The organism is Natronosalvus vescus (genome assembly GCF_023973145.1).
GTDB classification, from domain to species: domain Archaea; phylum Halobacteriota; class Halobacteria; order Halobacteriales; family Natrialbaceae; genus Natronosalvus; species Natronosalvus vescus.
Genome location: NZ_CP099546.1, coordinates 1,511,350 through 1,536,613, shown reverse-complemented (window position 1 = coordinate 1,536,613; position 25,264 = coordinate 1,511,350). Strand labels below are relative to the sequence as shown.

At 61.1% G+C, this 25,264-nt stretch carries 25 protein-coding genes and 1 tRNA gene; 13 read left to right on the top strand and 13 right to left on the bottom strand.

Going from position 1 to position 25,264, the window contains the following annotated elements; translation table 11 throughout:
• Positions 1-83: 83 nt before the first annotated feature.
• Positions 84-155, bottom strand: a tRNA-Ala gene (locus tag NGM68_RS07345).
• Positions 156-401: 246 nt separating this feature from the next.
• On the opposite strand from NGM68_RS07345, the gene NGM68_RS07340 reads away from it, so the two are divergent.
• The 5 genes from NGM68_RS07340 (at position 402) to NGM68_RS07320 (ending at position 4,280) form a co-directional block, all read left to right on the top strand.
• The gene (locus NGM68_RS07340; protein WP_252700996.1) at positions 402-1,376 is read left to right on the top strand and encodes a hypothetical protein; all 975 of its coding nucleotides are present in this window, start codon (positions 402-404) and stop codon (positions 1,374-1,376) included.
• A gap of 255 nt (positions 1,377-1,631) precedes the next feature.
• On the top strand, positions 1,632-2,099 hold the full coding sequence (locus NGM68_RS07335; protein ID WP_252700995.1) for a 30S ribosomal protein S15: 468 nt from the start codon (positions 1,632-1,634) through the stop codon (positions 2,097-2,099).
• An 11-nt stretch (positions 2,100-2,110) separates the two neighbouring features.
• The gene (locus NGM68_RS07330; protein WP_252700994.1) at positions 2,111-3,310 is read left to right on the top strand and encodes an exonuclease; all 1,200 of its coding nucleotides are present in this window, start codon (positions 2,111-2,113) and stop codon (positions 3,308-3,310) included.
• Positions 3,307-3,642, top strand: a complete 336-nt coding sequence (locus tag NGM68_RS07325; RefSeq protein ID WP_252700993.1) for a KEOPS complex subunit Pcc1 — start codon at positions 3,307-3,309, stop codon at positions 3,640-3,642. The genes NGM68_RS07330 and NGM68_RS07325 overlap by 4 nt, the downstream gene beginning before the upstream one ends.
• Entirely contained in the window at positions 3,639-4,280 is a 642-nt protein-coding gene (locus NGM68_RS07320) for a 30S ribosomal protein S3ae (protein WP_252700992.1), read from the top strand. The genes NGM68_RS07325 and NGM68_RS07320 overlap by 4 nt, the downstream gene beginning before the upstream one ends.
• A 173-nt stretch (positions 4,281-4,453) precedes the next feature.
• On the opposite strand, the gene NGM68_RS07315 is transcribed toward NGM68_RS07320, so the two are convergent.
• The gene (locus NGM68_RS07315; RefSeq protein ID WP_252700991.1) at positions 4,454-4,888 is read right to left on the bottom strand and encodes a cupredoxin domain-containing protein; all 435 of its coding nucleotides are present in this window, start codon (positions 4,886-4,888) and stop codon (positions 4,454-4,456) included.
• A gap of 183 nt (positions 4,889-5,071) precedes the next feature.
• Here NGM68_RS07315 and NGM68_RS07310 point away from each other — a divergent pair, with 183 nt between their 5' ends.
• The 3 genes from NGM68_RS07310 (at position 5,072) to NGM68_RS07300 (ending at position 9,265) form a co-directional block, all read left to right on the top strand.
• On the top strand, positions 5,072-5,806 hold the full coding sequence (locus tag NGM68_RS07310) for a protein sorting system archaetidylserine synthase (RefSeq protein ID WP_252700990.1): 735 nt from the start codon (positions 5,072-5,074) through the stop codon (positions 5,804-5,806).
• 192 nt (positions 5,807-5,998) lie between these two features.
• A complete protein-coding gene (locus NGM68_RS07305; RefSeq protein WP_252700989.1) occupies positions 5,999-7,246 on the top strand; it encodes a HEAT repeat domain-containing protein in 1,248 nt (415 codons plus the stop codon).
• A gap of 189 nt (positions 7,247-7,435) precedes the next feature.
• On the top strand, positions 7,436-9,265 hold the full coding sequence (locus NGM68_RS07300) for a phospholipase D-like domain-containing protein (protein ID WP_252700988.1): 1,830 nt from the start codon (positions 7,436-7,438) through the stop codon (positions 9,263-9,265).
• Here the strand turns inward: NGM68_RS07300 and han are convergent.
• Positions 9,186-11,099 (bottom strand): Hef-associated nuclease, encoded by a 1,914-nt coding sequence (gene han / locus NGM68_RS07295; protein ID WP_252700987.1) that lies wholly within the window; start codon positions 11,097-11,099, stop codon positions 9,186-9,188. The genes NGM68_RS07300 and han overlap by 80 nt on opposite strands.
• Before the next feature lie 220 nt (positions 11,100-11,319).
• Here han and NGM68_RS07290 point away from each other — a divergent pair, with 220 nt between their 5' ends.
• Together NGM68_RS07290 and NGM68_RS07285 are read left to right on the top strand one after the other, a co-directional pair.
• Positions 11,320-11,817, top strand: a complete 498-nt coding sequence (locus tag NGM68_RS07290; RefSeq protein ID WP_252700986.1) for a Mov34/MPN/PAD-1 family protein — start codon at positions 11,320-11,322, stop codon at positions 11,815-11,817.
• A gap of 244 nt (positions 11,818-12,061) precedes the next feature.
• Complete coding sequence (locus NGM68_RS07285; protein ID WP_252701392.1) at positions 12,062-12,481, top strand: FAD synthase family protein; 420 nt, start codon at positions 12,062-12,064, stop codon at positions 12,479-12,481.
• A 292-nt stretch (positions 12,482-12,773) separates the two neighbouring features.
• On the opposite strand, the gene NGM68_RS07280 is transcribed toward NGM68_RS07285, so the two are convergent.
• Both NGM68_RS07280 and NGM68_RS07275 read right to left on the bottom strand, forming a co-directional pair.
• Positions 12,774-13,211, bottom strand: a complete 438-nt coding sequence (locus NGM68_RS07280) for a DUF6653 family protein (protein ID WP_252700985.1) — start codon at positions 13,209-13,211, stop codon at positions 12,774-12,776.
• 240 nt (positions 13,212-13,451) lie between these two features.
• Positions 13,452-14,312 (bottom strand): IS5 family transposase, encoded by an 861-nt coding sequence (locus NGM68_RS07275; protein ID WP_252700984.1) that lies wholly within the window; start codon positions 14,310-14,312, stop codon positions 13,452-13,454.
• 688 nt (positions 14,313-15,000) lie between these two features.
• On the opposite strand from NGM68_RS07275, the gene NGM68_RS07270 reads away from it, so the two are divergent.
• Entirely contained in the window at positions 15,001-15,324 is a 324-nt protein-coding gene (locus tag NGM68_RS07270) for a hypothetical protein (RefSeq protein ID WP_252700983.1), read from the top strand.
• A 203-nt stretch (positions 15,325-15,527) separates the two neighbouring features.
• On the opposite strand, the gene NGM68_RS07265 is transcribed toward NGM68_RS07270, so the two are convergent.
• The 6 genes from NGM68_RS07265 to NGM68_RS07240 form a co-directional block, all read right to left on the bottom strand.
• Positions 15,528-16,649, bottom strand: a complete 1,122-nt coding sequence (locus tag NGM68_RS07265; RefSeq protein ID WP_252700982.1) for a hypothetical protein — start codon at positions 16,647-16,649, stop codon at positions 15,528-15,530.
• 268 nt (positions 16,650-16,917) lie between these two features.
• Positions 16,918-17,334: a hypothetical protein gene (locus tag NGM68_RS07260; protein ID WP_252700981.1), complete on the bottom strand. Its 417-nt coding sequence runs from the start codon at positions 17,332-17,334 to the stop codon at positions 16,918-16,920.
• Between the two features lie 201 nt (positions 17,335-17,535).
• A complete protein-coding gene (locus NGM68_RS07255; RefSeq protein WP_252700980.1) occupies positions 17,536-18,714 on the bottom strand; it encodes a pyridoxal phosphate-dependent aminotransferase in 1,179 nt (392 codons plus the stop codon).
• 19 nt (positions 18,715-18,733) lie between these two features.
• Complete coding sequence (gene ribH / locus NGM68_RS07250; RefSeq protein WP_252700979.1) at positions 18,734-19,156, bottom strand: 6,7-dimethyl-8-ribityllumazine synthase; 423 nt, start codon at positions 19,154-19,156, stop codon at positions 18,734-18,736.
• A gap of 260 nt (positions 19,157-19,416) precedes the next feature.
• Complete coding sequence (locus NGM68_RS07245) at positions 19,417-19,641, bottom strand: hypothetical protein (protein ID WP_252700978.1); 225 nt, start codon at positions 19,639-19,641, stop codon at positions 19,417-19,419.
• 208 nt (positions 19,642-19,849) lie between these two features.
• On the bottom strand, positions 19,850-20,401 hold the full coding sequence (locus tag NGM68_RS07240) for a hypothetical protein (RefSeq protein ID WP_252700977.1): 552 nt from the start codon (positions 20,399-20,401) through the stop codon (positions 19,850-19,852).
• A gap of 127 nt (positions 20,402-20,528) precedes the next feature.
• Between NGM68_RS07240 and NGM68_RS07235 the strand changes: the two genes are divergently transcribed.
• A complete protein-coding gene (locus tag NGM68_RS07235; protein ID WP_252700976.1) occupies positions 20,529-20,771 on the top strand; it encodes a hypothetical protein in 243 nt (80 codons plus the stop codon).
• 29 nt (positions 20,772-20,800) lie between these two features.
• Here NGM68_RS07235 and NGM68_RS07230 read toward each other — a convergent pair whose 3' ends face one another.
• Positions 20,801-21,310, bottom strand: coding sequence for an SPW repeat domain-containing protein (locus NGM68_RS07230; protein WP_252700975.1), 510 nt, complete (start codon positions 21,308-21,310; stop codon positions 20,801-20,803).
• 212 nt (positions 21,311-21,522) lie between these two features.
• Between NGM68_RS07230 and NGM68_RS07225 the strand changes: the two genes are divergently transcribed.
• Entirely contained in the window at positions 21,523-24,291 is a 2,769-nt protein-coding gene (locus NGM68_RS07225; protein ID WP_252700974.1) for an AAA domain-containing protein, read from the top strand.
• A 54-nt stretch (positions 24,292-24,345) separates the two neighbouring features.
• Here the strand turns inward: NGM68_RS07225 and NGM68_RS07220 are convergent, their stop codons facing one another.
• Entirely contained in the window at positions 24,346-25,191 is an 846-nt protein-coding gene (locus NGM68_RS07220; protein WP_252700973.1) for an HFX_2341 family transcriptional regulator domain-containing protein, read from the bottom strand.
• Between the last annotated feature and the right edge of the window lie 73 nt (positions 25,192-25,264).

The window sequence follows — 25,264 nt, the reverse complement described above, 5'->3', positions numbered from 1 at the left end:
TCGCGCTGCGACTTCCAGGGCTTCAAATCCCGCCTTCGACGACAATTTGCGCCGCTCGCGAATATGCTCGCGGCGCAGAATAGTGGACTCGCCGGGATTTGAACCCGGGGCCTCTCCCATGCCAAGGGAGTGATCTACCACTGATCTACGAGCCCGCGTGTGCACTCTCTGCTTTCCGGTGGGCATAGATAAACCTCTCGAATTGGTGTGAGGGCGCTACGCTGGCACATGGTTTGCCGTTTGACGACGCTCGCCACGAACACAACTGTGATTATCTCGAGCAATCGCCTGCTGACTCGAGCCGGCCACCACCCTCGGGGAAACTTACCCGGACGTAACTTACAACTTACCCGGTGGAAAGTATCAAAGCTTTTTACCCCCGAATTAAATTGACGTGTTGTATGGTGTTACACTTCGGTAAGGCAACAGGTATCTACCTGAAGACGATGCCGTTCGTCTTGCTTCGGATGGGGATTGGGCTGCTGTTAGGGATCGTCTCGATCGTCTACTTCGGCGTAATCGGCTGGCTAGCGTGGACGTTCGTGGACGCGGAAACGATTTCGGGCTGGGTGGCGATAGTCGCCTTGCTGATCGCCCTGGTGCTGTTCATCAAGGCGTGGCAATTGCTGGTCAAGTACGTGCTGTATCTGGTCAAAGCTGGCCACATCGCCGTCATTGCCCACATCGTACAGACAGGTGAGGTGCCATCGAACCAGATCTCCTACGGGACGGGGAAGGTCAAAGAGCACTTCACCGAGGCGAGTGCGCTGTTCGCCGTCGATCAGGTCGTCAAGGCCGTCATCAAACAGTTCAACCGACGAGTGCTCTCGTTTTCGAACCTCGTGTCGTTCGTCCCGACGCTCAAGCAGATCATCGAGTTCGTCGGTCGCGCGGTCGCGATCGCAGCTTCGTACATCGACGAGGCGATCGTCGCGTACATGTTCATCAGCGACGAGGAAAATCGGTGGAAGGCCGCCGGAGATGGCCTCGTCCTCTACGCCAAGAGCTGGAAGCCAGTGCTCGGCTCGACGTTGCTGATCGTCGGTGGAATGTACGTCGCTGCTCTCGTCCTCTTTCTGGCGTTGACGCCGCTCGCGAGCGTCCTGAGCGGCCTGTCGACGACGTTCGAGCTGATCGGGTGGGTCGTCGTCGTCGGCCTCGTGTTGACCGTCTACTCCGGGTTGCTCAAGCCGTGGGTGAAGACGGTCGTCATCACGACGTTCCTGATCGAAGCCCAGGATAAAACGCCGGACTCGAAGACGCGTCAAGAGATCGAGAACCGCTCCGAGAAGTTCAAAGAACTGCTCAACCGCGCGGAAACGGAAGAGACGACGACGGAGCAATCCGACCAGGATAGCCCGGTAACGCCGGCCTGAGCGGGCAGTTTTCGGCCGTCGTCAGTGGGGTAGCCTGCTCGAGGCACGTCGACCGACGAGAGTGAGATCTGAACCGAACACTCAGGTCGCAACGTTTTTGCCTCCGACCGGAAAGTACCATGTGGGAAGCGCACGGCCGCAAATCCGACGTGTCATCCACGGATTGTCGGGTGACTTGGGATTGCGGAAGTGCAGCCGGCGAGAGCCGGGACGAAGCGATTCGCTCGCGGTCAGTGCGATTCCTATCCTCGAACAATGGCACGAATGCACACCCGCCGCCGTGGCGCGTCCGGATCGGACAAGCCAGCGGCAGACGAACCACCGGAGTGGAGCGACGTCGACGCAGAGAAGATCGAATCTCGCGTCGTCGAACTAGCAGAACAGGGGTACGACCCCAGTCAGATCGGACTCAAACTTCGTGACGAAGGTGTCACGGGTACCCCGATCCCGGACGTCAAACTGGCGACCGGAAAGAAGCTCACCGAGATCCTGGAGGAGAACGATGCGAAGTCGGACGTTCCAGAGGATCTTCGCAACCTGATGGAGCGCGCCATCCGCCTGCGCGAGCACGCGGAAGCGAACCCACAGGACTTCCAGAACAAACGCTCGCTGCAGAACACCGAGTCGAAAGTACGAAGACTCGTTTCGTACTACCGGGGCGACGAAATCGACCCCGACTTCACGTACTCCTACGACGCCGCAGTGGAGCTACTCGAGGAGTGATCCAGTAACCAATGGCAACGGAAGGTCGCGTCGCAGCCGGTTCGACCGCCACCTCGGCACTCGAGAGTGCCGACTTCGTCCACATCGTAACGCTGGCGGATGGCGACGGATTGGCTGCGGCCGGCCTTCTGGCCCGCACGCTCTCACACCGCGAGACGCCGTTCCAGGTGACGACCGGTCGGACGATCGCGGATCGGACGACGCGCCTGACCGCCGACGACCGTCGCGACACGCGGTCGGTCGCCATCGCGATCGGGCCACACGACGTCGACGACGGAGCGGACGAGTTGGTCAGCCTCGAGACCCACGACCGACCGGCAAGTCTCGCTGCAGCGGAACTCGCCCGCGATCTCGGATCGACACCCGATCCCCTGCTCACCCTTGCCGGCACGGTTGCCGCGGGGCTCGAGCCTGGTGCCGGCGAAACCGAGTGGCTCCTCGAGGCAGCACTCGAGAAATCGCTGCTCGAACGTCGACCTGGCGTCGCCGTCCCCACGACGGACGTAATCGACGGACTCGCACACACCGCGTTCTGTCGGGCTCCCTGGTCGGGAGACGTCGCTGCCGTGCGGACGGCACTCGAGGACGTCGAGACCAACGAACTCGACGCTGACGGCCACCGGACGATCGGATCGGTGGTCGCCCTCGACGTCGTCGGTGCGGAAGATGCGATCGACCAGGCTGCGGCGTCGCTCGCGCGATTCCTTCACCCGTACGCGATCAAAATCGGGGCCGATGACGACCGCGAGCGATCGTTCGCGACCCTCGGCGGCTACGCGGACGTGCTCGAGGCAACCGCTGCCGTCGAGCCCGCCACCGGTGTCGCCCTGGCGATGGGGCACGACGCACGGAAGCCGGCGCTCGATGCCTGGCAACGCCGAGGCAAGCGAGCCCACGTCGCACTCGACGGAGCGTCGACCGGTCGATACGACGGCCTGTACGTCCTCGGGGTCGACGAGGCCCCGCTCGAAACCGTGGCACGGCTCGCACTGGCGTACCGATCGCCGGAGTCGACCGTGTTGGTCGTCGGGACTGACGGCGCGGCGATCGCTACCCGCGAACCCCGACAGCTGGGTTCGACGCTCGAGGCGATCGCCCGCGACCTCGAGCTCGGTGGCGCGTACGACGTCGGTCACCGTGGCGGCATCCTCGAACACGACGGCGAACGTGCGGACGAAGCAATCATCGCGGCAGTGAGGGAGCACCTATGACGGGCGACGGAAAGCGAGCGAGCCGTCGGGCGACGATACGGACGCGACACGACGTCGATTCGTCGATCGTCGTGGCGGCTATCGCACCCGACAACACCGACGAGATGGACACTCGCCTCGAGCGGGCTGACGGAGCCTCCGAACGCGTCGTCACCACGATCGAGCGTGAGACGACGGGCGGTCTCCACTCGACGGTCGACGATTACGTGGTCAACCTCGACGTGGCGGAGAGAGTTGCACAGCACGGACGAACGACAGCGACCACTCCGACATCGACTCCGGACGAACACGAGTCGGCGACGGAGACCGATACAGATACCAACACACAATGAGCGAACGATCAGTTTCACGCGCGAAGCAGGAGAAGCGGTGGTACACCGTGCTCGCCCCCGAGCAGTTCGACCGGGCGGAGCTCGGCGAGACCCCCGCCGACGAACCAGAACAGGTCTACGACCGAACCATCGTAACGACGCTCGGCGAACTCACGAACAACGCCAGCGAGAACAACACGAAGCTCACCTTCCAGGTGAACGACGTCGGCAGCGACGCCGCCTACACGGAGTTCAAGGAGCACTCGCTGACCCGTGACTACCTGCGCTCGCTCGTCCGCCGCGGGGCCTCGAAAATCGACGCCTACGTGACGGTGCTGACGACCGACGACTACCGGGTTCAGGTTCAGCCAGTCGCGTTCACGACGAAGAAAGCGGACGCGAGTCAGGAGAAGGCGATTCGCAAGCAGATGGTCGAGATGACCGAAGAAGCGGCCGCCGAGCGCACCTTCGAGGAACTCATCGACAGCATCGTCGAGGGCCGTCTCTCCTCCGCCATCTACGGCGAGTCCAAGACGATCTATCCGCTTCGCCGCGTCGAGATCCAGAAGACGACTGTCGAAGCCCACCCAGATGAAGTGGCCGAAGAGGAAGCGACCAGCGTCGACGTCGACGAAGGCGACGTCGCAGTCGACGACTAATCGATCACTCGAGCCGTATCGAACGCAGCTTTTTCGACCGAGTTGCTCGAGAGTGAGAGCGACGGCACTGTGAAGTAGTGACGACGGTGTGGAGAAGTGGTAGTGACTACTTGCATACGCTCCAACTCGAGCGTCACAGCCGATTGGTAATCAGAGAGAACCGACAGCGAGAATTAGTCGGTGACGACGACTTCCCCAACCATCCCGCCCCCGACGTGTGGAACGCAGATGTAGCCGTAGGTGCCTGGAACCTCGAACGTGTGTTCGTAGGTGTCTCGCGTCCCGAGTCGACCGCCGTGGTGGTCGTGCCAGGCGGCTTCCGCAGTGTCCTGGTCGTCGTAGTCGCCGGTTGCGAAGTACGTCGCTCCTTCCGGGAGCATCGACTCGATGGCGGTGATCGTGTGATCGGCCTCGCTGGTGTTTTTCCAGACGACAGGTTCGCCGACGGTCGCCTCGTAGGAAAAGGGGAGATACTCCATTCGAGTCATGCCGATGTCGTAGTCCGTCCGTCCGAGGACGCGTTCGCCGACGTCTCCGACCACTGTACAGCCCGCGAGCGCTGCCAACGTGGCACTTCCCGCAGTCGCCAGGTACGCGCGCCGGTGCATACCCCGAGTTAGGAGAGTGGCGATATAACGCCCTCGGTCTTTCCCACCGCGTACGAATGCTGTGGTCGCCGGATGAAAACCTGCTCGAGCGGCTTTGAAGTCGTTCTCGAGCGGGTGTGCAGGGCACGGTGCAACTGTCGGAAACGGAAACACGTAAGACGGCTGCCGGTCGAATCCGCGTGTATGCTGCCCCGGTTCGTCGGCCGACTCGGGATCGCCGACGCCGTGACGATCACCAACGCCGCCCTCGGATTCGTCGCGGTCGTCGTCGCCTTCGTCGACATCCACCTCGCGGCCCGCCTCATCTTACTCGCAGCCATCGCCGACGGACTCGACGGCCTCCTCGCCCGACACTACGGTGGCACCGAGGCTGGCCCGTATCTCGATTCCCTCGCCGACGTGGCCTCGTTCGCCATCGCTCCAGCGGTGCTCGCGTTCGTCGTGATCAGCGACGGTCTCGGCATCGGCCTCGAGACGGTGACGGTCGAACTCGGCCTCGTCACGGCCGTCTGTGGCCTGTTCGTGGCGATGGCCGTCACGCGACTGGGTCTCTATACCGCGTACGATACGGCCGACCACTACACGGAAGGGATCCAGACGACCCTCGCCGCGACGATCATGGGCGCGGCGATTCTGGCCGGCCACCCGGTCGACGACCCCTGGCTGATCCTCGCGATCACCGGCGCGTTCTGTTACCTGATGGTCTCTCGAATCCGGTATCCCGACCTCCTCGCTCGAGACGCCCTGATCATGGGTGTCATCCACGGGCTGGCGATTCTCGTTCCGAACGCGGCGGGCCGAACGTTTCCGTTCGCGCTGCTCACACTCGGAATCGCCTACATGACGCTGAGTCCCTGGTTTTACTGGGGGACAGACCCTGCTCCGGTCGACGAGGAACCGATCGCGAGCGCCGAGTAACGATCCGGCGACTTCACGGACTCGAGCGGAGCCCCCGTCTCAGCGATTGCCCCATCCGTTAACGTCGATGGACATGCAATGGACATGCGATGGCCGTCACCAGATGGAAACGCTTAGGAGCATCCTGACACGACTCATCCGTATGAAGACGGTACTGCGTCACCCGACGGCGACGCGTCGCCAGGTGATTCCATGAGCGACGACGGAAACGCGGATACGACCGACGAACTCACCGTCGAGTCACTTCGCGAACGCCTCGAGTCGATCGAAGCGGCGCTCGACGACGCCGAGACCGAAGCCGATCTCGATGACGTCGAATCTGCCCTCGAGGAACTCGAAGCAGATGTTGAGGAAGCCGACCTCGAGGACGAAGAAGACGAGGACGAGGATCTCGAGGGCGACGTCGAGGCACTGGCAGACGACCTCGAGGACGCTCGCGGCCCCTACGCCGAGGACGTCGTCACCGAAGTCAGCGAGGCAAAAGACGAGATCGCCGAGACCCGCTGGACCGAACGGGGCGAAGCGACCCTGATCGACGTCGTCGATTCGTTCGTCGTCGACGTCAACGACATCCTCGGCGCCGACCTGACGCTCGTCAACGACGGAGATGACGTTCCCGCCAGGCTGACGGCGATCCTCGAGAACGCGAGCGCGGCCATCGAGACGGCCGACCTCGATGCTGACGAGGACGCCGAGACGATCGCCGCCTTGCTCGAGGCCGCAGGGACGCTCACCGACGGCGTCGACGACGCCCAGCGATGGGACGACCTCTCGGTTCGCCAGCAACTCCGGGCCCAGGGCTACTACGACGTCCTCGAACACGTCAAGGACTACCCGCCGGAGTGGCACGCGCTGAAGGTACACGAAAAGCGCGGCAACGTCGACATGGTGTTGCTCGCCCTCGAGACGTTCGACTCGGACTTCATGGAGGAACACGCCCTCGAGGCCCTCGAGCGGATGGGTTCCGAGGAGGCGATCGAACCGATGGCCCAGCGGGCGACTCGTCGAGATCAGGACGCAATCACCATCCTCGGCAAAATCGGCGTCGCCGACGAGGACGTCGTCGAGACGCTCGTCGACTACGTCGACAACGACTCGAATCCGCTGCTTCAGAAGGTGACGTTCAAAGCCCTCGGCGAGATCGGTGCCGAGGCGGCCGTCCAGCCGCTTGCCGACCAACTCGTCGCCGAAAACGACGAGGTTCGAAGCGCCGCCGCACGTGCCCTCGGACTGATCGGCGACACGCGAGCCATCGATCCACTCGCGGACATCCTCGCCGAAGACGACGACGACACCGTCCGCTCCTCGGCCGCCTGGGCGCTCAACCAGATCGCCACCGAGGACGCCTTCGAAGCCGTCGCGGAGTACGCCGACGACCGATCGTATCTCGTCCAGGCCGAAGCCGAGAAAGCCCAGCCAGCACTCGAGCCGACCGCGTAACGGCCCGACGCCGATTCTTTATATACGAACGGGCAGCGAGAGGGGGCTATACGCGCCGGCTCGATCGTCGTTCTCGTCGTCCTCGTGCTGATCGTGGCGGGGGGAGCGACTGCTGGTGAAGCGGTGTTTCCCGCCGCTGCAGCAGTCACGACCTCCGAGTCGTCAGATTCGGTCGTGGCGTCGCCACCGATGTCGGGTGCAACGTCGCAGTCCTCACACACGGCCACACCTGTCGGTCGTGCCTGTCCAGTCGCCGCTGAGACGGCGCTTCCATCGGCGACCGACCATCCCGGAACCACGGCATTCGACCCGCCACCTGGCCCTCGAATCACGGCAGTGTATCCGAATCCGACCACAGACGGCAACGTTGGCGAGTACTTCGTGCTCGAGACGCCTCCCGCCACCCGGCTCGACAACTGGACGATCACCGACGGTCACACCACGGCCGAATTTCCCAACGTCACCGTTTCTGATCCCGTCGCGGTGACGATGGATCCCGACGAAACTGCCGCGATGACCGACCTCGCAGTCATCGAACTCGAGGGGTACGTTCGACTGGCGGCCGACGGCGACCGCCTCACCCTGCAGGACGGAGACACCGTCGTCGATACGATCAGTTACGGCCGGGCGCGCACGGCGACGGTCTGGCATCGAAACGCCTCGTCCCCCGATGGCTCGAGTGCGGTACAGGATGGTTCCGGCGTTGGCACCACCGATCCAGCCGACGGCGGGTGGTGGCCCCGCGGTGCCCCCTGTTTTCCGGTGACCTCCTACGACGGATCAGCGGCGACGGCGTTCGTCCTCCCCGACAGCCCCGACGTCGTGCTCGAGCGAATCGACTCGGCAGAAGATCGGATACTGGTCGCCGGCTACACCTTCGTCTCGCCGGACGTCACTGACGCCCTGGAAGCCGCCCTCGAGCGTGGCGTTCACGTCGAGGTGCTGGTCGAGGCCGGCCCCGTCGGCGGCACGCCCGAACGAACGGATGACCTTCTCACCCGACTCGAGGCCGCGGGCGCCGAGGTCGACGCACTGGGCGGGTCGGGTGCCCGATATCGCTACCACCACCCGAAGTACGCCGTCGTCGACGAATCCGTACTCGTCGCTACCGAGAACTGGAAGCCATCAGGGCTCGGGGGCACCTCCAGTCGCGGCTGGAGTGTCGTCGTCGAGGAGCCAGCACTCGCTGCCGACCTCAAGGCGGTGTTTCGAGCCGACGCGGACGGCTGGGACGTCTCGCCGTGGACGGAACACCGGGACACGGCGACGTTCGTCGAGGACGACTCACCGATGGCGTCGTTTCCGGAAACTCACGAACCGCAGGAACTCACCGTCGACGAGGTAGAACTCCTGCTCGCCCCCGACAACGCCGAGGGGCGATTGGTCGAGTTACTCGAGGGTGCGAACGAGTCGATCATCATCAAACAGGCCAGCATCCGTGGCGACGACCTCTCAGTGCTCGAGGCGACCGTCGATGCCGCCGAGCGAGGCGTCGAGGTACGGGTGTTGCTCGATTCGAGCTGGTACCTCGAGGCGGACAATCGGGAACTCGTCCTGCGGCTCGAGGAATGGGCGGCCGACGACGACCTTCCACTCGAGGCACGACTCGTCGACGAGGATGACCATTTTGGGAAGATTCACGCCAAAGGCCTCGTCGTCAACGGCGAGACGGCCGTCGTCGGGAGTATCAACTGGAACGAAAATTCGCTCCGAAACAACCGCGAGGTCGCCCTCGTTCTCCACGGTGAAGCCGCTGGATCGTACTACGAAACCGTCTTCGAAGCCGACTGGGATGGGGACGACGATGGTGTCGTGGTGCCACTCGAGTTGCTCGGTGCTGTTGGTGCGGGGCTAGTCGCCGCGGCGGTACTCGGGTGGCATCACCTGACAGTCGCTGGCAACAGAGAAACCGAGATACCAGAAGACGAACGGATCTATTTCAGTTCTCGAGCGGTGCCGCACTCGAGAGCGCTTCGTCGATGTCCGCGGCAGCCATCTTCTCGACGAGGGCGTCGATGACCTCCTCACGTTTGCCCTTGACGAACTTGATCGAGCCGACGACGAGGTGCCCGCCACCGGAGACGCCGCCACCCGGAATCTCCTCTTCGAGTTCGGAGACCATCCGCGGGATGTCGAGGCGGACGCCGTCACTGCGGAGGACGGCGAAGTCCGGCCCGTAGCCGACGGTGATGACCGGGTCGCCGGTTTCTGTGATTTTGCGGTCGTGGATTTCGCCCGTCGTCTTCCCCGGTGCAGGGTACGTGAAGCGGTGGGCGTGGTGTTCGACGTCGATCCGATAGAGGTGAACCCCGCTGTCGAGGCGTTCGTGTTCGACGTGGGTCATCGCGGCGTCGAGCTGGTCGTCGACAGCGCGTCGGGAACGGTCGGCGAGGAACTCGACGAGCCGCTGGTGGCGTTCTTCGTCGGCATCGGATAGCTCGAGGACGTCCTGGATCAGCTGATCGCCGGAGTTGTATCGAAGCCAGAACGCGGCGTAGTCGAGGGCTTCACTGACGTCCTTCAGCCGGGTTTCGTCGTAGCCGTTTTCGGCGGCGAGTTCGAGGTACTGCGCCATTGCGTCGGCTTTCGAGCGGTCGGAGACGCCCGCGACGGCCGGGATGTGTCGGAGGTCGTCGGTCAGATCGGGGGCGATCATCCGGGCGAGTTCGACACAGAGCATTCCGGTCGTGATCCGGTAGTCCTCGTCGTGGAGGTACGGATTGACGTGGGCATCGAGAAGGTCGCCGACTGCGTCGGGGTCGGGATGGTGGTGGTCGATGGCGACGATCGGGATGTCGTAGTGGGCCAGCGTCTCGTAGGCCGGGACGTCCTCGGCGGTCGAGCCGTTGTCGAGCATGCACAACAGCGGCAGTTGCTGGCCGTGTCGCTCGCGATCCTCGAGCGCGAAATTGAGGTCACGCGTGGCGTCTTCCATCTCGTAAAACGGTGCCTTCGCGGGCAAACGTTTGATCAGGTGCTGTGGCGCGTTGTCGTCCTGGTGTACCTCGGCGATGAACTGCTCGAGTGCGAGCTGGACGGGCACCGCGGCACACATGCCGTCGCCGTCGGCGTGGTGGCGGACGCGAATCGGGCGTCCCTCGAGGACGGTTCGTCGCAGCAACGTGGCGACTTCCATGAGGTCGTCCCGGAGCTTTTCGAAGGCGGGCCAGTCGATCAACGGCTCGACGTCGTGGGCCTGGGCGCGCTCGTCGAGTGCGGCCTCGAGTCGTTCCCGCGCGTCGGCTTCGTCCTCGCCGTCGAGTCGGGAGAGGCCGTCGACTTCGATCTGGACGGTTTCCTCGCGGGTTTCGGGCGTGCCGGTCACGCGGACGATATCTCCGACCTCGGCTGCCGGGTAGGCGCGTACGCCGGCTTCCTCGAAGGCGGCACAGGGGACGACGCCGTACTCGTCGGCGACGTGGAAGATCGTCGGGCCGCCGGTCTGTTTGATCTGGACGATTTCGCCCTCGAGGTGGATCTGCTCGCCGACGTTGGCCCCGAGGCGGTCGGTACCCGTCAGTGGATACTCGTGGGTGACCGGTTCGACGGCGTACTCGTCGTCGGTGTCGATATCGGCTGGCTGGAACGCCAGATCGCCGTTCTCGCGGACGTCCTCGAGTTCGACGATGAGCTCCTGGCCGACCTGGAACGTGCCCTCGAGGACGGATTCGTGGATCAGTCCGGAGACGTTCTCGGAGAGGTCGACGAAAATACCGTACTCGACGATGCCGTTGATTTCGGCTAGGTACTGGGTGTCTGGTTCGAGATCCGAAGCGGTACAATCGGGAGCGAGATCGTAAACGACGGAAACATCTCCGTCATCGCCGGAACCTCCGGCGGAGTCACGTGTCATCGGTAGCGGTAGTTTGGCATCGGCGCGTATAACGCTTACCAAGCAGGTGTCGGAACGCACACTCGGGTGGCCACCGAGGAGGAACGCACACTCGAGCGATCGTCTGGGTGGGTAGTGACAACCAGACGGGGTGATAGCGACCAGCGGAACACGGCGGGAACTGGTTTTGCCCTGCAACGGGTTCCGCAACGTTTAGCAACGTCAAGCGCCGACGAGGGGTATGGGCCTGCTGGACGCGCTCTTTCGCTCGAGTGAGATTCTCGGGATCGCCGAGGAAACGCTCGAGTTCGCGCTGGAGTCGTCGGAGGCCACCCATCCCAACGAGTACATGGGCTTTCTTCGCGGCACCGAAGCGACGCAACTCGGCCTCGAACAGGACGGACTCGTCATCACTGACATCCTGATCGTGCCGGGAACCGAGTCGAACAGCGTCAGCGCGACCGTACGGACGAGCTCGATCCCGAACGACGTGAAGGCACTCGGCAGCGTGCACTCCCACCCGAACGGGGTGATGCGACCGAGCCAGGCCGATCTCGAGACGTTCGGTCGCGGAACGGTGCACATCATCATCGGCGCCCCCTACCGTCGGAGCGACTGGAAGGCGTTCGATCCGCAGGGCCGACCGACGCGGTTGAACGTGATCGACGTCGACCTCCCGGACAGCGAGGAGTTCTTCGACTTTACGCAGGCGGACATCGACGAGGAGTTAGGCCGATGAGCGTTCGGGTGGACGACTCGATGGCAGGACAGCCCACCGCAATCGCCGACCAGCGACGTGCGATTCGAGGACGGCGTAGCGCGAACCCCAGCGAAAATCAACCATGACGCGTACGAACGACGATGACGATGACGGCGACGGCGACCGGGTATCGCGACCACTGCGATCGAACGGGTCGAATCGGTCAGAACCAGTTCGAGTAGCGACCGACGGTGGTGGCGAGGATGACGAATCGAACGTCCTCGTGGTCGCCCAGGGAACCTTCGACCTGCTTCACCCCGGCCACGTCCACTATCTCGAGCGGGCGGCGGCGATGGGCGACGAACTCGTCGTGATCGTCGCCCGACCGACGAACGTCGATCACAAGGAGGCACCGATCTGTTCGGCCCACCAGCGTCGGGAACTCGTGGATGCCCTCGCGGTGGTCGATCGGGCAATTCTGGGCGATACGGAGGATATTTTCCGTCCCATCGAGGAACTCGAGCCCGACGTGATCGCACTGGGCCACGACCAGCACCACGATCCGGACGCGATCCGGGAGGAACTCGAGTGCCGCGGGGTCGACTGTCGCGTCGAGCGGGCCTCCGGCCGCGAGCCGCAGTACGAGGACGAACTGCTCTCGACGCGACTGATTATCGAGCGGATTCTTCGGCGCCGGGGCTAGGGTTCTATCACGAGATAGTCGCTGAAATGAATCAAGAGGCGCTATCGAGGTTGTCACATACGGAAACGAATATACTCGAGTAACGCGTCGGAAGATAGCAAGCTGATGTAGTGGAACCGGAATGGTTCCTTGGATTGTTGAACTCCTTGACTGGTGATAAGTTTCAGCAGTCGTGCTGAACGCAGAGCGCAAATGTGGCACACACCAAGAGACGACCTGCGAGGGTTAGTGGTCGCTCAGTACAGGTGACGCACGCATCGTTCTGGACGGACGATCAATATAGGACCTATTCTTACTGCGAATCGACTTCTTCGTAGTACTCGATAATCTCCCTCAAACACCACTGGTTGAGTCCTTGTGATGCGAGCGTGAAAACCAACGTTGAGACAGGCTTGCGTTTGTACGCCGCGTAGAGACCATAGAGCCCGATTGGGATACTCACGGCGTTTAGGATCTGTGGGTAGCCGAGGCCGATGAGGCGGTGCCCGTCGTTAGTCCAGCGTTCTTCAGCACGTACGACCTTGTACATCCAGTCATCCAACTCTTCACTTGGTTCGCGGAATAGTACCGGATTGATGATTAAGAACAGGAGAGTGAGTCCCAACAAATTCCATTTCCGATGGTAAAGTGCCGCCACGGCCACGAACCCTGCTGCCATTCGACTCCACCCGCTCTTCGGATTGGAGTGGCTGGCCCACATATTCTCTATCTGCGTCAACTCTTTGACCATATCGACTATCTCCAAAATGAGAGGTTCCACTGTCGCATAAACATTCTCCCACGGCGTTCAACCAGCACCCTTCAGCTACCATCGGCTCCAGCACAGATTGGTTGGATGCAACGAATCTTCTGTGCTGCACACATGTTCTGAGTCTTGCACACACTTTTTACCAGCTTCTGGATAGGTTGGGCGAAGTGTGCAAGATACAGGGCGCGAATGCAACACTGGGCCTTGTTTAGATGCCTAAATTCACCCGTTAGAGTCGTCGAGAGCTAGTTCGACGTTTCTGACGGCGCACTTGAGAACGAGTTCACGGAACTGTCCAAACCACGTTCTCGCTCGAACGATCTCACCGTATTTTCGTCGAATCGCGAAAAACGTCGATTCGACGTTCGAGCGTTGATGGTAGGTCGTATCATCCATCAACACATTGTTGGCGACGCCGTGCCAGCCGAATTCGCGGTGCTTGATCACCGGTTTGACGCCCTCAGCACGGAGTCTACGTCGAAGTAGCTCCCAGTCGTATCCTTTGTCCGCGGTTAGTACAGTCAGTTTGTTTAGGTTTCGCGTGAGTAACTGCCAGGCAACCTGTGAATCGTGCGGTTGTGTCATCGAGCAATGTATGTCGAGAATTACACCAGTCGAACAGTCGATCAATGCAGTCGTTTTCACCGCTTTGAACGTGTAATTCGTCCGTTTGGCATAGTGCTGGCTCGCCGCGACGCGATCAATACCGGTTGCGTCGATCGCCTGGATCTCGCCGGTGTCGTGCAGTTCCGCGGACAACCGGAGAAAGTCGCGCCAGACAGGCATTTTGAGCGGTTGCATACGCGCGCAGACGGTGGTGAAGTCCGGGAGTTCAACCGGTTCTAGGCCGAGAGTTCGAGTGATCCGCGGCATTTCGTACAGGACGTCCAGGAGTCGGCGGTAGGGCAGATTGAGATACGTTTTGAGGCCGTGAATCGATACAATCACCCAGTCGGCGTAGCCGCCGTTCCCCTTCTGAACGGCCGGTTTCGGAGTTCCAACGACGGCTTTTTGGGCGAGCGAGACAACGCGGCTAGTGAAGCGGGCTAGTTTGCTGGACACAAACGAACCGTCCCGCTTCACTTCCTAGTAAGTTAGACATTTAGCCCGAACAGCTAGAAAGCCGATACTAATTCGTGAGTCGCTAAACAGCATGGTTACGAGCGTCTAAACAAGGCCCAACACTGTATTATCGAGAGAAGTGCCAATAGCTTTTAGACACCACCCAAAGTAGTTAGATGTGTGACAACAATAGGAGAATCGAATACTTCAGATATACGGTTCAGAAAGCGTCTTGTGAGGGTGTGCGTCTCAATAGTCATACTGACTGGTGTGACTGTTATTCTCGGGTACGGTGGCTGGATTCTGTTGACGTTCCCCGCCAAAGTCGGTGGCTATGATCCGAAGACAGCTGATGGGGAGCTGCTACGTGATCGGTTACTGACGTGGCCCGACCGCAACAGAGAAGTCATGCGCTCGAACGGCAGAACGAGTCTCCCGTTGAAACCGTAGCGCATTTGCGACGGTCGTCGTCTGTATCTCGCAAGCTGTTTGTGACACTTGGAGTATGTGCTGATCGAGGTATGCAAGATACAGGGCGCATATCGGCCATGACTTTGGCCGGTCTTGTTGTCTACAGAAGATATTTTATTCAATACGACTTGTGGTAAGCTGTATGTCACGCTCCCGCCGTCACCTATTGGCACTCATCTCCAGCAGTGCGATTATAGGAACAGCTGGATGTCTTGGTGGATTCGGAGGTCCGTCGGGAGTGAACGAAACGGTGGTGATCGACAACGATCTCGATAGGGAGGTCACTCTTACTATCGCCATCGAAGAACGGCGGGACGGTGGGGAGTACGACCCGGTTACGGAAACTAACGCTACCGTGGCTGCGAACGAGAGCGCGGAGCGCGATCTCCTCGGTCAATCACAGTATAGAGTCACGATTACCGGAATCGATCAAGAGATCCAGTTGATTACCCGACCGATTTGTGACGACGCGATTACCCGTATCATCATTACGGAATCCAGACGGATCGACTACTGGGTTGAGGATTGTGAGGGCATCGTCCACACAATAGATGGCGCGTAGTTGTCATCTATCGCGTCGATTGCCTGAGAAACTCACCTCGTACTGCATTTAACCTCTATATTCAGCAGGCATCTTCTGACAGAATCCGAGTAGAACGTTCAGTCTCTGCTGAATACAAAGCGCGAATGTCGCACGATGTTCGGCTCAATTTTTGACGGTAGTGATCGATCAGTATAGGGAACCCCGTTAACGGAGTGGTCTGTTTAATCCTCTTGTTCGGTTACTTGGTTTACATAGATATTGTGTGTGCATTCTTCGTCCTCTCCGTTTTCGACCTCTACCGTGACGGTCACTTTGGTCGGAGTAACTTCGACAACCTCGTCGAAGGTGAGTGGTGGGCAGGTGCTGTAGTCCCCGTCTCTGTTCTTGATGGCGCGTAATTCCACTCTGGCTTCTTCTGATACGGCGGAATAGCTCGGGCCACCCCAACTTGAATTGAATTCCGTATCGAGTTGGCTCTCAATATGTTGAACGGCTGCACTAGCTGCCTCAAACCCACAAGACCCGTCAGCATTTGATACCGACGTTTCGACTGCATCGGCTTTGCCCTGCTCTTGTCGATATTCGAGGTCACAGTCAAGAGTTTCAGACTCATCTGAAGAAGCATCGATACTGACTGGACCCTCGGTCGAGTTGAAGTGGACGCGACGGTCCTCCTCGACCGTGAGACTCACGCGAGCGAGGTTCAATTCGTCGGATGGTCGTTCCACTTCGAGAACTGACGCTCTCGTAGACACGTCACCATCTCGTCCATGAGGGTCTGTATAGTATCCATGGAGGTGAAGACTGTCTCCAGCATCTTCCACACGCGACCAGCGATGGGTTACAGAACTAGAACCGTATCCTGTTTCTACCACAATCAGAACGGATTCGTCGAAATCGATACTTTTGAGCTGGTCGCGTTCCGCCGTACTGATGGTTTCATCCTCGATGTCAAGAATTGTATCGCGGTCGTCCTCGCTCTCCAGCACGTCAACCCAGAATTCATCGTTACCTCTTGTGGGGTCTGATAATCGTTTGTCTTGAGCTTTCAACGCAAACCTTGAAATAGGTAATTCCTCAAACACAACCGATGGCTCCGTCTCCATGTGCTCACCAAGGTAGTCGTCGTTCCAGTCGTCAGAATCTTCGTCCGCTGGCGGGGTGATTTCGTGCGATGGGGCATCCACTCGTGGGTCTTCTTCGATGGTCTTGCTATCTTCGACAGAGGGGGTCCCATGTTCACTAGTCTGGCCTTCAGAGTTATTTTCCTCATCGCTGAGACAACCAGTGAGAGGGAGGGAAAGCGTGATTCCTGCACCAGCGAGGACCGTGCGGCGATTCATATCAGACCGAATGGTGGTTCTCTATAAATATTTTCTCCAACGTCAAATACAAGTTTTACTCTCAGCAGTGGGCGTGTCGAAACCTGAGCGTGAGTATGTGGTCGAACCATATCATCCACTCCGCTAGAGATTCCTGACAACGTGTGCGGCGTCAGTTTCCCAGAACCCCCTCAATATCGACGCTTCTGGGGTCTCGTCCCAACATACTCTTCGAGTGAAACTGTCAAAAAGTAGTTGATTTGTCAAACCCATCCTCCGAACTTCTGAACTATTCGAGCGTCACTGTCCTCACACTAAGAACCTCTCCCTCGTGAGTCACGTATTGACTATTGTCGTCTTCGTCCTCTGGAATTTCGTCTACTATCGCTTGTAACGTGGCTGCTTCATCATGAGTTCTATACGCTGCGCGTCCCGATCTGACTGCTTCCTCGAAGAGATTCTGTAATCGTTGGTCATCGAGATTGGAGTTTTCAGATGACATTGACGACTCCACTTCATCAGGTGAACGGTCAGGGTGGTGATGGATAGTTAGCAAGTATCCGCCTAATTTTATCTTTTTGTCATCCTCAGATTCTTCTGATTGTGACCTATCGATACCTAATTTGGTCGGATATTCGGAGAGACAGCCTGCAAGAGGGGCTGAAAGTACAACCCCAGTGGCAGTAAGGAGGGCACGACGGTTCATGTTGAGAACTTCTGATTATATGTATAAATGTCTTCTCCAAGGTCAAATCCATATTTGTTCATTTGCTCAATTCGCACGTGTAGTGAGCGGATGGTTCACTGGTTTCGGCGTGAAACAAACGGACTCATTGTGCTGCACTAATCCTCTGTATTCAGCAGCCAATTCTTGTCGTCTTCCGAGGATTTCAACAGAACCGGTTCTTTAGAAATAGCCTTCAACAGCCAGTCGCTCGATCCCTTCCTCGAGCCGTTCCGCACTCGCCGCGTACGATATCCGGGCGTAACCGGGCGTACCGAACGCGCTCCCGGGAACCGTCGCGACGTGGGCGTCTTCGATGGCACCTTCACACCAGGCCTGATCGTCCTGATCAACGGGCAGCATCATGTAGAACGCGCCGTCGGGAACCGCCACGTCGACGTCGTGTTCCCCGAGCAGGTCGACGACGAGGTCGCGACGTTCCTCGAACGCTTCGACCATCTCCGCGACGGCGTCGTCGGTGTTCTCGAGCGCCTCGATCCCGGAGTACTGGACGAAGTTCGTCGCCGAAGAGACTGAGTGGCTGTGGAGCTTTCCAGCCTGGTCGATCAGGTCTTTCGGCCCGGCGAAATACCCCAGTCGCCAGCCGGTCATCGAGTAGGCCTTCGAGAAGCCGTTGACCGTAATCGTCCTGTCGGCCATTCCCTCCAGCGTCCCCAGACTGGTCGGCTCGACGCCGTAGGTGATCTCCTTGTAAATCTCGTCCGAGATGACCGTGACGTCGTGTTCGACGGCCAGGTCGCGCACGCCCTCGAGGGCGGCGTCGGAGTACACCGCGCCCGTGGGGTTCGACGGCGAGTTGACGATCAACAGGTCGGTGTCGTCGGAGACGGCCTCGGCGAGGTCGTCGAGCGCTGGCTCGAGCTGAAAGTCACTGTCGGAGAGGTCGACGCGGGTGAGGTTCCCGCCGGCGAGTTTCACCATCGCCTCGTAGGAGACCCAGGCAGGGTCGAGGAGGACGACCTCGTCTGCGCGGGACGACGTTCCACTCTGTTCGTCAGACCCCTGGATCACCGTCTGGATGATCTCGTAGAGCGACTGTTTCGCGCCGGGGGTGACGATGATCTCCTCGGGGCCGTGATCGAGACCATCGGCGGCGAGTTTCTCGCTGATCGCCTCTCGTAACTCGAGATGGCCCGCGGGGGTGGTGTAGCCCGTGTGGCCGGCGTCCATGGCGTCCTTGCCGGCCTGGACGACGTTTTCGGGCGTCGGGAAGTCCGGTTCGCCGACGCTCAGGTCGACGACGTCGACGCCGTCGGCCTCGAGTTCAGTGGCGAGCGCGGAGATGGTCAGGGTTGCGGACGGTTCGACTCGGGAGACGCGGTCGGTGAAGTTCATGGTCATGTTTGGTAGTTATCGTCACTCAGTATGTGGCTTCGGAATCGGGCAACTCCTCGAGGAGTGCGAGCGCACCGTCGACGGCTTTCGCCGCGTTGTCGACCCGCTCGCGGGCCTCGGCGGCGGACATCCCGGGGCCGGTCACCCCGAGGGTCACCGGCGTATCGCGCTCGAGGCTGACGTCCGATAAGCGGCCGGCGGCGGCGTCGGTGATCACCTGGTCGTGATCGGTATCGCCGGTAATGACCGTTCCGACGACGACGACGGCGTCGACTGCCTCGAGACGGGCGAGGCGGTCGGCGGCCAGCGGTGCGTCGTAAACGCCGGGGACGGACACCACGTCGTAGACGTCCGCGTCGGCGGTATCTGCGGCTTCGAGGGCGGCGTCTTCCATCTGTTCGGTGATCGGTCGATTGAACTGTGCGATCACCAGACCGAGCGTAGGCATACGCGAGGGGTGGTGTGGGCGGGTAAAAGAGGTACCGTTCTCCACGAAGATTTCGGGCGAATGTGCCTGCACCTGCTCATTTGCCTATCTGCTCATCTGGTCAGTTGGGTCACAGGGTACGTATCATCCACGCGACGGTGAGAGTAGCGACGATACTATTCTCACGTCGCTGGCCCTCGAGACAACAGGCAGTCACTCGAAAAAACGTCGTACCCGTTCGAGCGCACACTGTCATCGAATCCGAATCGAAGGCGCCGGTCTCAACCGTTGTACGGTTCCTCGTCCCGGTGGTGGTTCGGGTTCTCCTGCTCGAGGGCCTCGTTTTCCCGTTCGGTCGACCCGTGTTTGATGTCCTCTTTTTTCTCCGCTTCGTCCGCCCGCTCCCGCGCTTCTTGCTCTTCTTCGGTGAGGTCGTCGTCCTCGTCCGCCTCTGAATCCTCTTTAGCCAGTTCGACGTCCCGGCCGTGGTCTGAGTCTTCGGACATAGTGCGACCGGTTCGGATGTACAGGTTCGACGCCAAGAGCGTTTTGGCTTGCAGCCGCCATCGGTTCGAACGAGAGTCTGGCGGGTTCCTCGAGTCCGATGAGGGCACTGTGTCTCGGTGGCGAGTGGCTTTTTCAGGCAATGCTATACGTTTTGAAGTGGCAAAGCATACATATTGTAGTATAATGATACACAATACGTAGTACTGGCTACATGAACCCACGCCCGACGTCGTCGTCCTCGATCAGGTCGTCCAGTTCCGCATCGAGCAATTTCTCGGCGTCCTCGAACGTCTCCGAGAGTCCCTCGAGTTCGTCGGGACGGTCGTACTGGTCGTACGCCATCGGCCCGAACGCCGGACTCTCGAGGGCGTCCATCACGTCCTCGAAGAAGTCCTGTGGGCGCGTGGGCGCATCGGCGTGGGTCTTCACGACCGTCTCGAGACGGGTGGCGACCGATTCGGCGTGTTCCTCGTCCGCCGGCGGTGACTGTAACGCGAACCGACTCGGGGTGTCCTCCACCGGGAGGTACGAGCCGATTTCGTCGTCGAGGTTGCGGGCGACTCGGCCGCCGACGCCGCGCACCTCGTAGGGGTTTTTCGCGTAGGTCTTGAGGACGAACACGCCGGCCCGTGGATGGGCGAGGTACATGTCCTCGCCGACCCCGCGGGCGCGATCGCCGGCGACGGCCCGCCAGCCGTCGGGATCGACGTCCCGCTCGACGACGTCCTCCAGTATGTCTTGCCAGTCCCGAATCCGCATACTCGAGACATACGCACCCGAGTGAAAATACGTATCGATCCCGGTGGTTGTCGGTCACGATGTCCAGTGCCGAATCAAAATAGTTACAATCAGGTGGTCGTGTAGACCGATAAGGCGAACTTACCGAATGTCGTCATCTGAGAGCCTCTCGACTGTCGAACTGTTTCACCGAGCGCCAGCGGAAATCACCATCACCGTTCTCGCGCCGGTCGGTCTCGCTACGGGGCAACTCGTCAACAGCGCCGTCCACAACGGCCCAATACTTGCACCCGCTGGATTTGCCGTCGCCATGCTCGCCTTCGCCATCGTGTCGCTGGGATTGTGTAGAGCACGCCACCATCGATGGACGCTCGAGTCCGCACTCGAGTAGCCACGCCCCAGTAGCTCGGGGTCAGCCGGTCATCGCCTCGAGAACGTTTCGTGGGCGATCCGCCGAACGGTTCGGGCCTCGTAGACGGTGTAGCCGGCGAGGCCGGCGACGGCAAACCCCGCTGCGAACGTACTCCAGAACACTGCACCGCCCATTTCGAACGCAGGGGCGGCAACGACGAGCCAGAGACCGAGCGTGACGATCAGTGAGGCGACCGTGGGACTCGGCGGCACCTCATTTTGGGCGCGATAGTAGTTGTAGCCGGCCGCGAGAGCGATAACGAGGCCGACGAAGACGTTGTTGGTTACCACTGCGGGGTCGCCACCGGTGGGCAAGAAGACCGCGGTGGTGGCAACCCAGAGACCGATGCCGGCGAGCACCGCATTGAGGATCGACGGGCGACGTCGACGGCCGCCAGTTGCGACCTGGGGGGAGTGCCCCGGGTTTCGATTCGGACGGCTGTAGTCCTCTCCGGTCGTATCGGGCTGGCTGTCGGCGAGGGTCGCCAGGGTCGTCCCAGCCCGCACGAGGAGGCTCACGGACGCGGGTCTCGGCGATGCGCGTACAGTCGACTCGCTCGGAGCGTTCACGACCGCTGGTTTTCCGCCGTCCAGCAAAAGTCGGGTACACCGTTACACCGTTCTGTCGATCACTGTCCGAGTAATAGCATATTTCGTCGCGTGAACAATAGACTGCCACCCGTCGGAACCGACCGATAGCGTTTTTCACGTCGGCGTCCCTCACAGTACTCGTGCACATTCGCGGAACCGTCACGGCCGACGTCACGACTCGAACGGTGCCGACGAGCTACGGGCAAAGCGAACTGGCGGAGGTACCGCTCCGTCTCGAGGGCGTTACCGAAACCGAGTCCAAATCCGAATCCGAGGCGGGATCCGACGGCGGTTCCGCGCAGGCGACAGTCGATGGTGTGTCAGCAGCGACGGGTGGCGACGGGGACGAAAACGAGACTACTGTCACCGTCACCTGCTGGGGAAAATGGACGGAATCGGCCGACCGCCTCGAGCCCGGGATGGAACTGCTGGTCACGAACGCCGAAACGAAGGAGTTCGACGGCGAAACACAGTACTCGACGACCGGCGACTCCTACGTCGTCGTCGAGCCGAGCTTTCTCGTGAACGTGACGGCCATCCGAAGCTGGGTCGAGTGTCCCCGGCTGTACTACCTGAACAAGCTCTCGGGAATCCCACTCAACTACCCGGTCGTCAAGGGTACCATCGTCCACGAGGTGTTCGGCGACCTCCTCCGGGGGCGCGACCTCGACGCCTCGATCGAGGAACGCGTGGACGAACGCGGCCTCGAACTCGGCGTCCTCGGCGAGGCACCCGCGACCGTCGAGGAAGACGTCCGCAAAAACGCGGCGGCGATCGAAGGCTGGCTCGAGCAGGGGCGGCTCACCGAGGACGACGAGTGGCGTTCCGAACAACTGCTGATCAGCGAAACGTTCGGCATCCGCGGACGAGCGGACGCAATCCGTCGAGGTGCTCCGGTAGAACTCAAGACGGGGAAGAACCTCCGCAAGGAGCCACGGTTCAAGGACAAGGTGCAGGCGGCCTGTTACGCCCTCATCCTCGAGGAACACGGCGATTCGGTCGACACGGGAACCCTGCTCTACACGAAGAACTCGGCGCTCGAGCGAAACGAGGAGACCGGCGATCTCACGCCGGCGAAGGACTTCTTGATGGGGCAGGGCCTGCTCAAGTTCGTCGTTCGCCTCCGGAACGAAATCGCGGCGATGGAGATGTCGGGATCGATCCCGACCGGCAAGGAAGCCGACGCAAAGTGTGAGTACTGCTTCGAACGGGACACCTGCATGGTCGTCTCGGGACGCCTCGACCAGGAGTCGAAAGCCGGGACGATCGGGCAACCGCTGCCCGACGACGAACTCGAGCACTTCGACCGACTGTACCGAGCCATCGAGGAGGAACGCCGGGAGGTTCACCGGGAGTACGCCAAACTCTGGGAGCAGACGCCGGAGGAACGCGCCGACGACGACCGCGCGCTGATCGACCTCGAGTTCCTCGAAAAGCGCCCGCTCGAGGGGGGACGGTGGGAGCTTCGAGCGCGACAGCGCTCGCCCGCCGCCTCGAAACTTCGGGAGGGCGACCTCGTCCTCGCCAGCGACGGCCAGCCCGTTCGTGGGGAGGCCGAACTGGCGCGGATCGAACGCCTAGATGACGAAATCGTCCTCACGGCGGACGAACCCGTCGAGGTGACCCGACTGGACGTCTACCCCTCCGAACTCACGACCGATCGGCTGTTGACGGCGCTCCACGACGCGCTGTTGAAGGGCGACCAGCGCCGAAAAGATATCCTGTTCGGCCGGGAGACGCCCGAATTCGACGACCTCGAGGAGACGTTCATCGACAACAACGCGGCCCAGGACGAGGCCGTCCGGAAAGCCGTCGGCGCGAACGACTGTGCGCTCATCCACGGCCCACCGGGAACCGGGAAGACGTACACCATCGCCCAGTCGATCTGCGAGATGGTCGACCGCCGCGAGCGCGTCCTCCTGTCGGCGTTCACCAACCGGGCCGTCGACAACGCCCTCGAGGCGCTGCTCGAGCAGGGGATCGATCCCGACGCCGTGGTTCGCGTCGGCAGCGAGAGCGGCGTTCGCGAGGACATGCAAGGGTACCGGCTCGGGCGCTCGGGCGACCCCGAGACCAGGCTTTCCGAACTGCAGAACGCCAGCGTCGTCGCGGCGACGACGGCAACCTGTGGCTCGCGGATCATGTCCGAGCAGTCCTTCGACGTCGCGCTGGTGGACGAGGCCGCACAGCTAACCGAGCCGGGAACGTACGCAGCGATCGAACTGGCCGAGCGGTTCGTGCTGGTCGGCGACCACGAACAGCTCCCGCCAGTCGTCCGGGCCGAAAACGACCTCTCGATCTCGCTGTTCGAGCGACTCGTCGACCTGCATTCAGGAGCGGGCGTGATGCTCGATCGCCAGTACCGGATGAACCAGCGCATTCAGGCGTTCGCCTCCCGGGAGTTCTACGACGGGGAGTTGCGACCGGCGAACCCGGACGTGGCGGGGCGAACCCTCGACGACCTCGAGGGCGTCTCCCGAGACGACGTGCCCGAATCGTTACGCGATCCGGTGACGTTCGTTCCGGTGGAAGGTGACGACGAGCAATACACCGACGCCACGGAAGCCGAAGAGATCCTCTCGATCATCGAGGACTACACACGGGCTGGTGTCGCTCCCGAACAGATCGGCGTCATCGCGCCCTTCCGTGCCCAGGTGTCGACCATCTCGAGCATCGTCGGCGACGACATTGCCGTCGATACGGTCGACCGGTTCCAGGGCTCGAGCAAGGAGGTCATCATCATCTCGTTTACGGCGACGGACGATCTCGAGGGGCCGATCTTCGAAGACTACCGACGGATCAACGTGGCGCTCACCCGGCCGAAACGGGCGCTCGTACTGGTCGGTGATCCGAACGCGCTCGAGTCGGATCCAGTGTACGCACGGATGCTCGAGTGGGCCGGTCGGTGAAACGTGTGTCGGTCGGAAAGCGATCCTCGGCCGCCCTAAAGCCGGTATCTACTCTCATTCCGCGTACTTCTCGGCAAACTCGAGTTTGTGCTTGAACGCCCGATAGGCGTTCGCTCCCTGTTCGGTCAACGTGATCACCCGCCGGCGGCCGACGGATTCGATCTCGACGTAGCCGTCGCCCTCGAGCGGGTCGAGGATGCGGGAATCGAGGACGCGAAACGCGCCTTTGTCCTCGCCACCCGGGTGTGCCTCGGGCGGTGCGCGGTCGGCCATGAACGAGAGCCCGGCGTCGCGGGCGAACGCGATACAGTCTTTTTTCTTCGGCGGCGTCGTCCGATCCTCGTGGTAGCCGTCCCAGCGTTCGGGATCGGCGAGAAAGCCCATGATCGCGACCTGATCGCGGGTCGGCGACTCGATCGGGTAGGTGGGGAGACTGTAGATGTCGGCCATCCCGCTCGAGAGCGGGGTTTCGTGCTGATCGTAGGCGTACGACTCGGGTTCGACGTAGTAGGCAATGGCATCGGTCGAGACGTCCATGCAGGCCATCGTCGCCCCGATCGCGGCGATCGTCCCACCGCCGGAGACGTTCACGTACACCGCGTCGTCGGCGTGTTCGTCGGCCAGCGTGGTTACGGCACCGAGTACCCCGTACACGTCCAGCAGATTACAGTCCCTTCGACGTACCGTCGTGGTCGTCGCCTCGAGTTCGGCGAGCAGTTCCTCCCGATAAGCAGGGATCGATTTGGACGCTCTCTCGCCTGTGTCGTCGTCTGCAGCCGATCCATCGGCCGTGTGCTCGAGCAGATAGACGACGTCTGCTCGCTGATTACGGATCGGCTCGAGCACGCGGTCGTACTCGTATCTCACGGGGACGATATGTACGCGCTTGACGACGTCCATATGGGCACCGGCCGTGGCAGATAGATAATTGCACCGGCTTTCGATCGAACACTGTATCAGGAGCGAACTTCCG

Coding starts and splice junctions, on each gene's coding strand:
- NGM68_RS07340 (WP_252700996.1), top strand. CDS start 402: ATGGTGTTACACTTCGGTAAGGCAACAGGTATCTACCTGAAGACGATG.
- NGM68_RS07335 (WP_252700995.1), top strand. CDS start 1,632: ATGGCACGAATGCACACCCGCCGCCGTGGCGCGTCCGGATCGGACAAG.
- NGM68_RS07330 (WP_252700994.1), top strand. CDS start 2,111: ATGGCAACGGAAGGTCGCGTCGCAGCCGGTTCGACCGCCACCTCGGCA.
- NGM68_RS07325 (WP_252700993.1), top strand. CDS start 3,307: ATGACGGGCGACGGAAAGCGAGCGAGCCGTCGGGCGACGATACGGACG.
- NGM68_RS07320 (WP_252700992.1), top strand. CDS start 3,639: ATGAGCGAACGATCAGTTTCACGCGCGAAGCAGGAGAAGCGGTGGTAC.
- NGM68_RS07315 (WP_252700991.1), bottom strand. CDS start 4,888: ATGCACCGGCGCGCGTACCTGGCGACTGCGGGAAGTGCCACGTTGGCA.
- NGM68_RS07310 (WP_252700990.1), top strand. CDS start 5,072: ATGCTGCCCCGGTTCGTCGGCCGACTCGGGATCGCCGACGCCGTGACG.
- NGM68_RS07305 (WP_252700989.1), top strand. CDS start 5,999: ATGAGCGACGACGGAAACGCGGATACGACCGACGAACTCACCGTCGAG.
- NGM68_RS07300 (WP_252700988.1), top strand. CDS start 7,436: ATGTCGGGTGCAACGTCGCAGTCCTCACACACGGCCACACCTGTCGGT.
- han (WP_252700987.1), bottom strand. CDS start 11,099: ATGACACGTGACTCCGCCGGAGGTTCCGGCGATGACGGAGATGTTTCC.
- NGM68_RS07290 (WP_252700986.1), top strand. CDS start 11,320: ATGGGCCTGCTGGACGCGCTCTTTCGCTCGAGTGAGATTCTCGGGATC.
- NGM68_RS07280 (WP_252700985.1), bottom strand. CDS start 13,211: ATGGTCAAAGAGTTGACGCAGATAGAGAATATGTGGGCCAGCCACTCC.
- NGM68_RS07265 (WP_252700982.1), bottom strand. CDS start 16,649: ATGAATCGCCGCACGGTCCTCGCTGGTGCAGGAATCACGCTTTCCCTC.
- NGM68_RS07260 (WP_252700981.1), bottom strand. CDS start 17,334: ATGAACCGTCGTGCCCTCCTTACTGCCACTGGGGTTGTACTTTCAGCC.
- NGM68_RS07255 (WP_252700980.1), bottom strand. CDS start 18,714: ATGACCATGAACTTCACCGACCGCGTCTCCCGAGTCGAACCGTCCGCA.
- ribH (WP_252700979.1), bottom strand. CDS start 19,156: ATGCCTACGCTCGGTCTGGTGATCGCACAGTTCAATCGACCGATCACC.
- NGM68_RS07245 (WP_252700978.1), bottom strand. CDS start 19,641: ATGTCCGAAGACTCAGACCACGGCCGGGACGTCGAACTGGCTAAAGAG.
- NGM68_RS07240 (WP_252700977.1), bottom strand. CDS start 20,401: ATGCGGATTCGGGACTGGCAAGACATACTGGAGGACGTCGTCGAGCGG.
- NGM68_RS07235 (WP_252700976.1), top strand. CDS start 20,529: ATGTCGTCATCTGAGAGCCTCTCGACTGTCGAACTGTTTCACCGAGCG.
- NGM68_RS07220 (WP_252700973.1), bottom strand. CDS start 25,191: ATGGACGTCGTCAAGCGCGTACATATCGTCCCCGTGAGATACGAGTAC.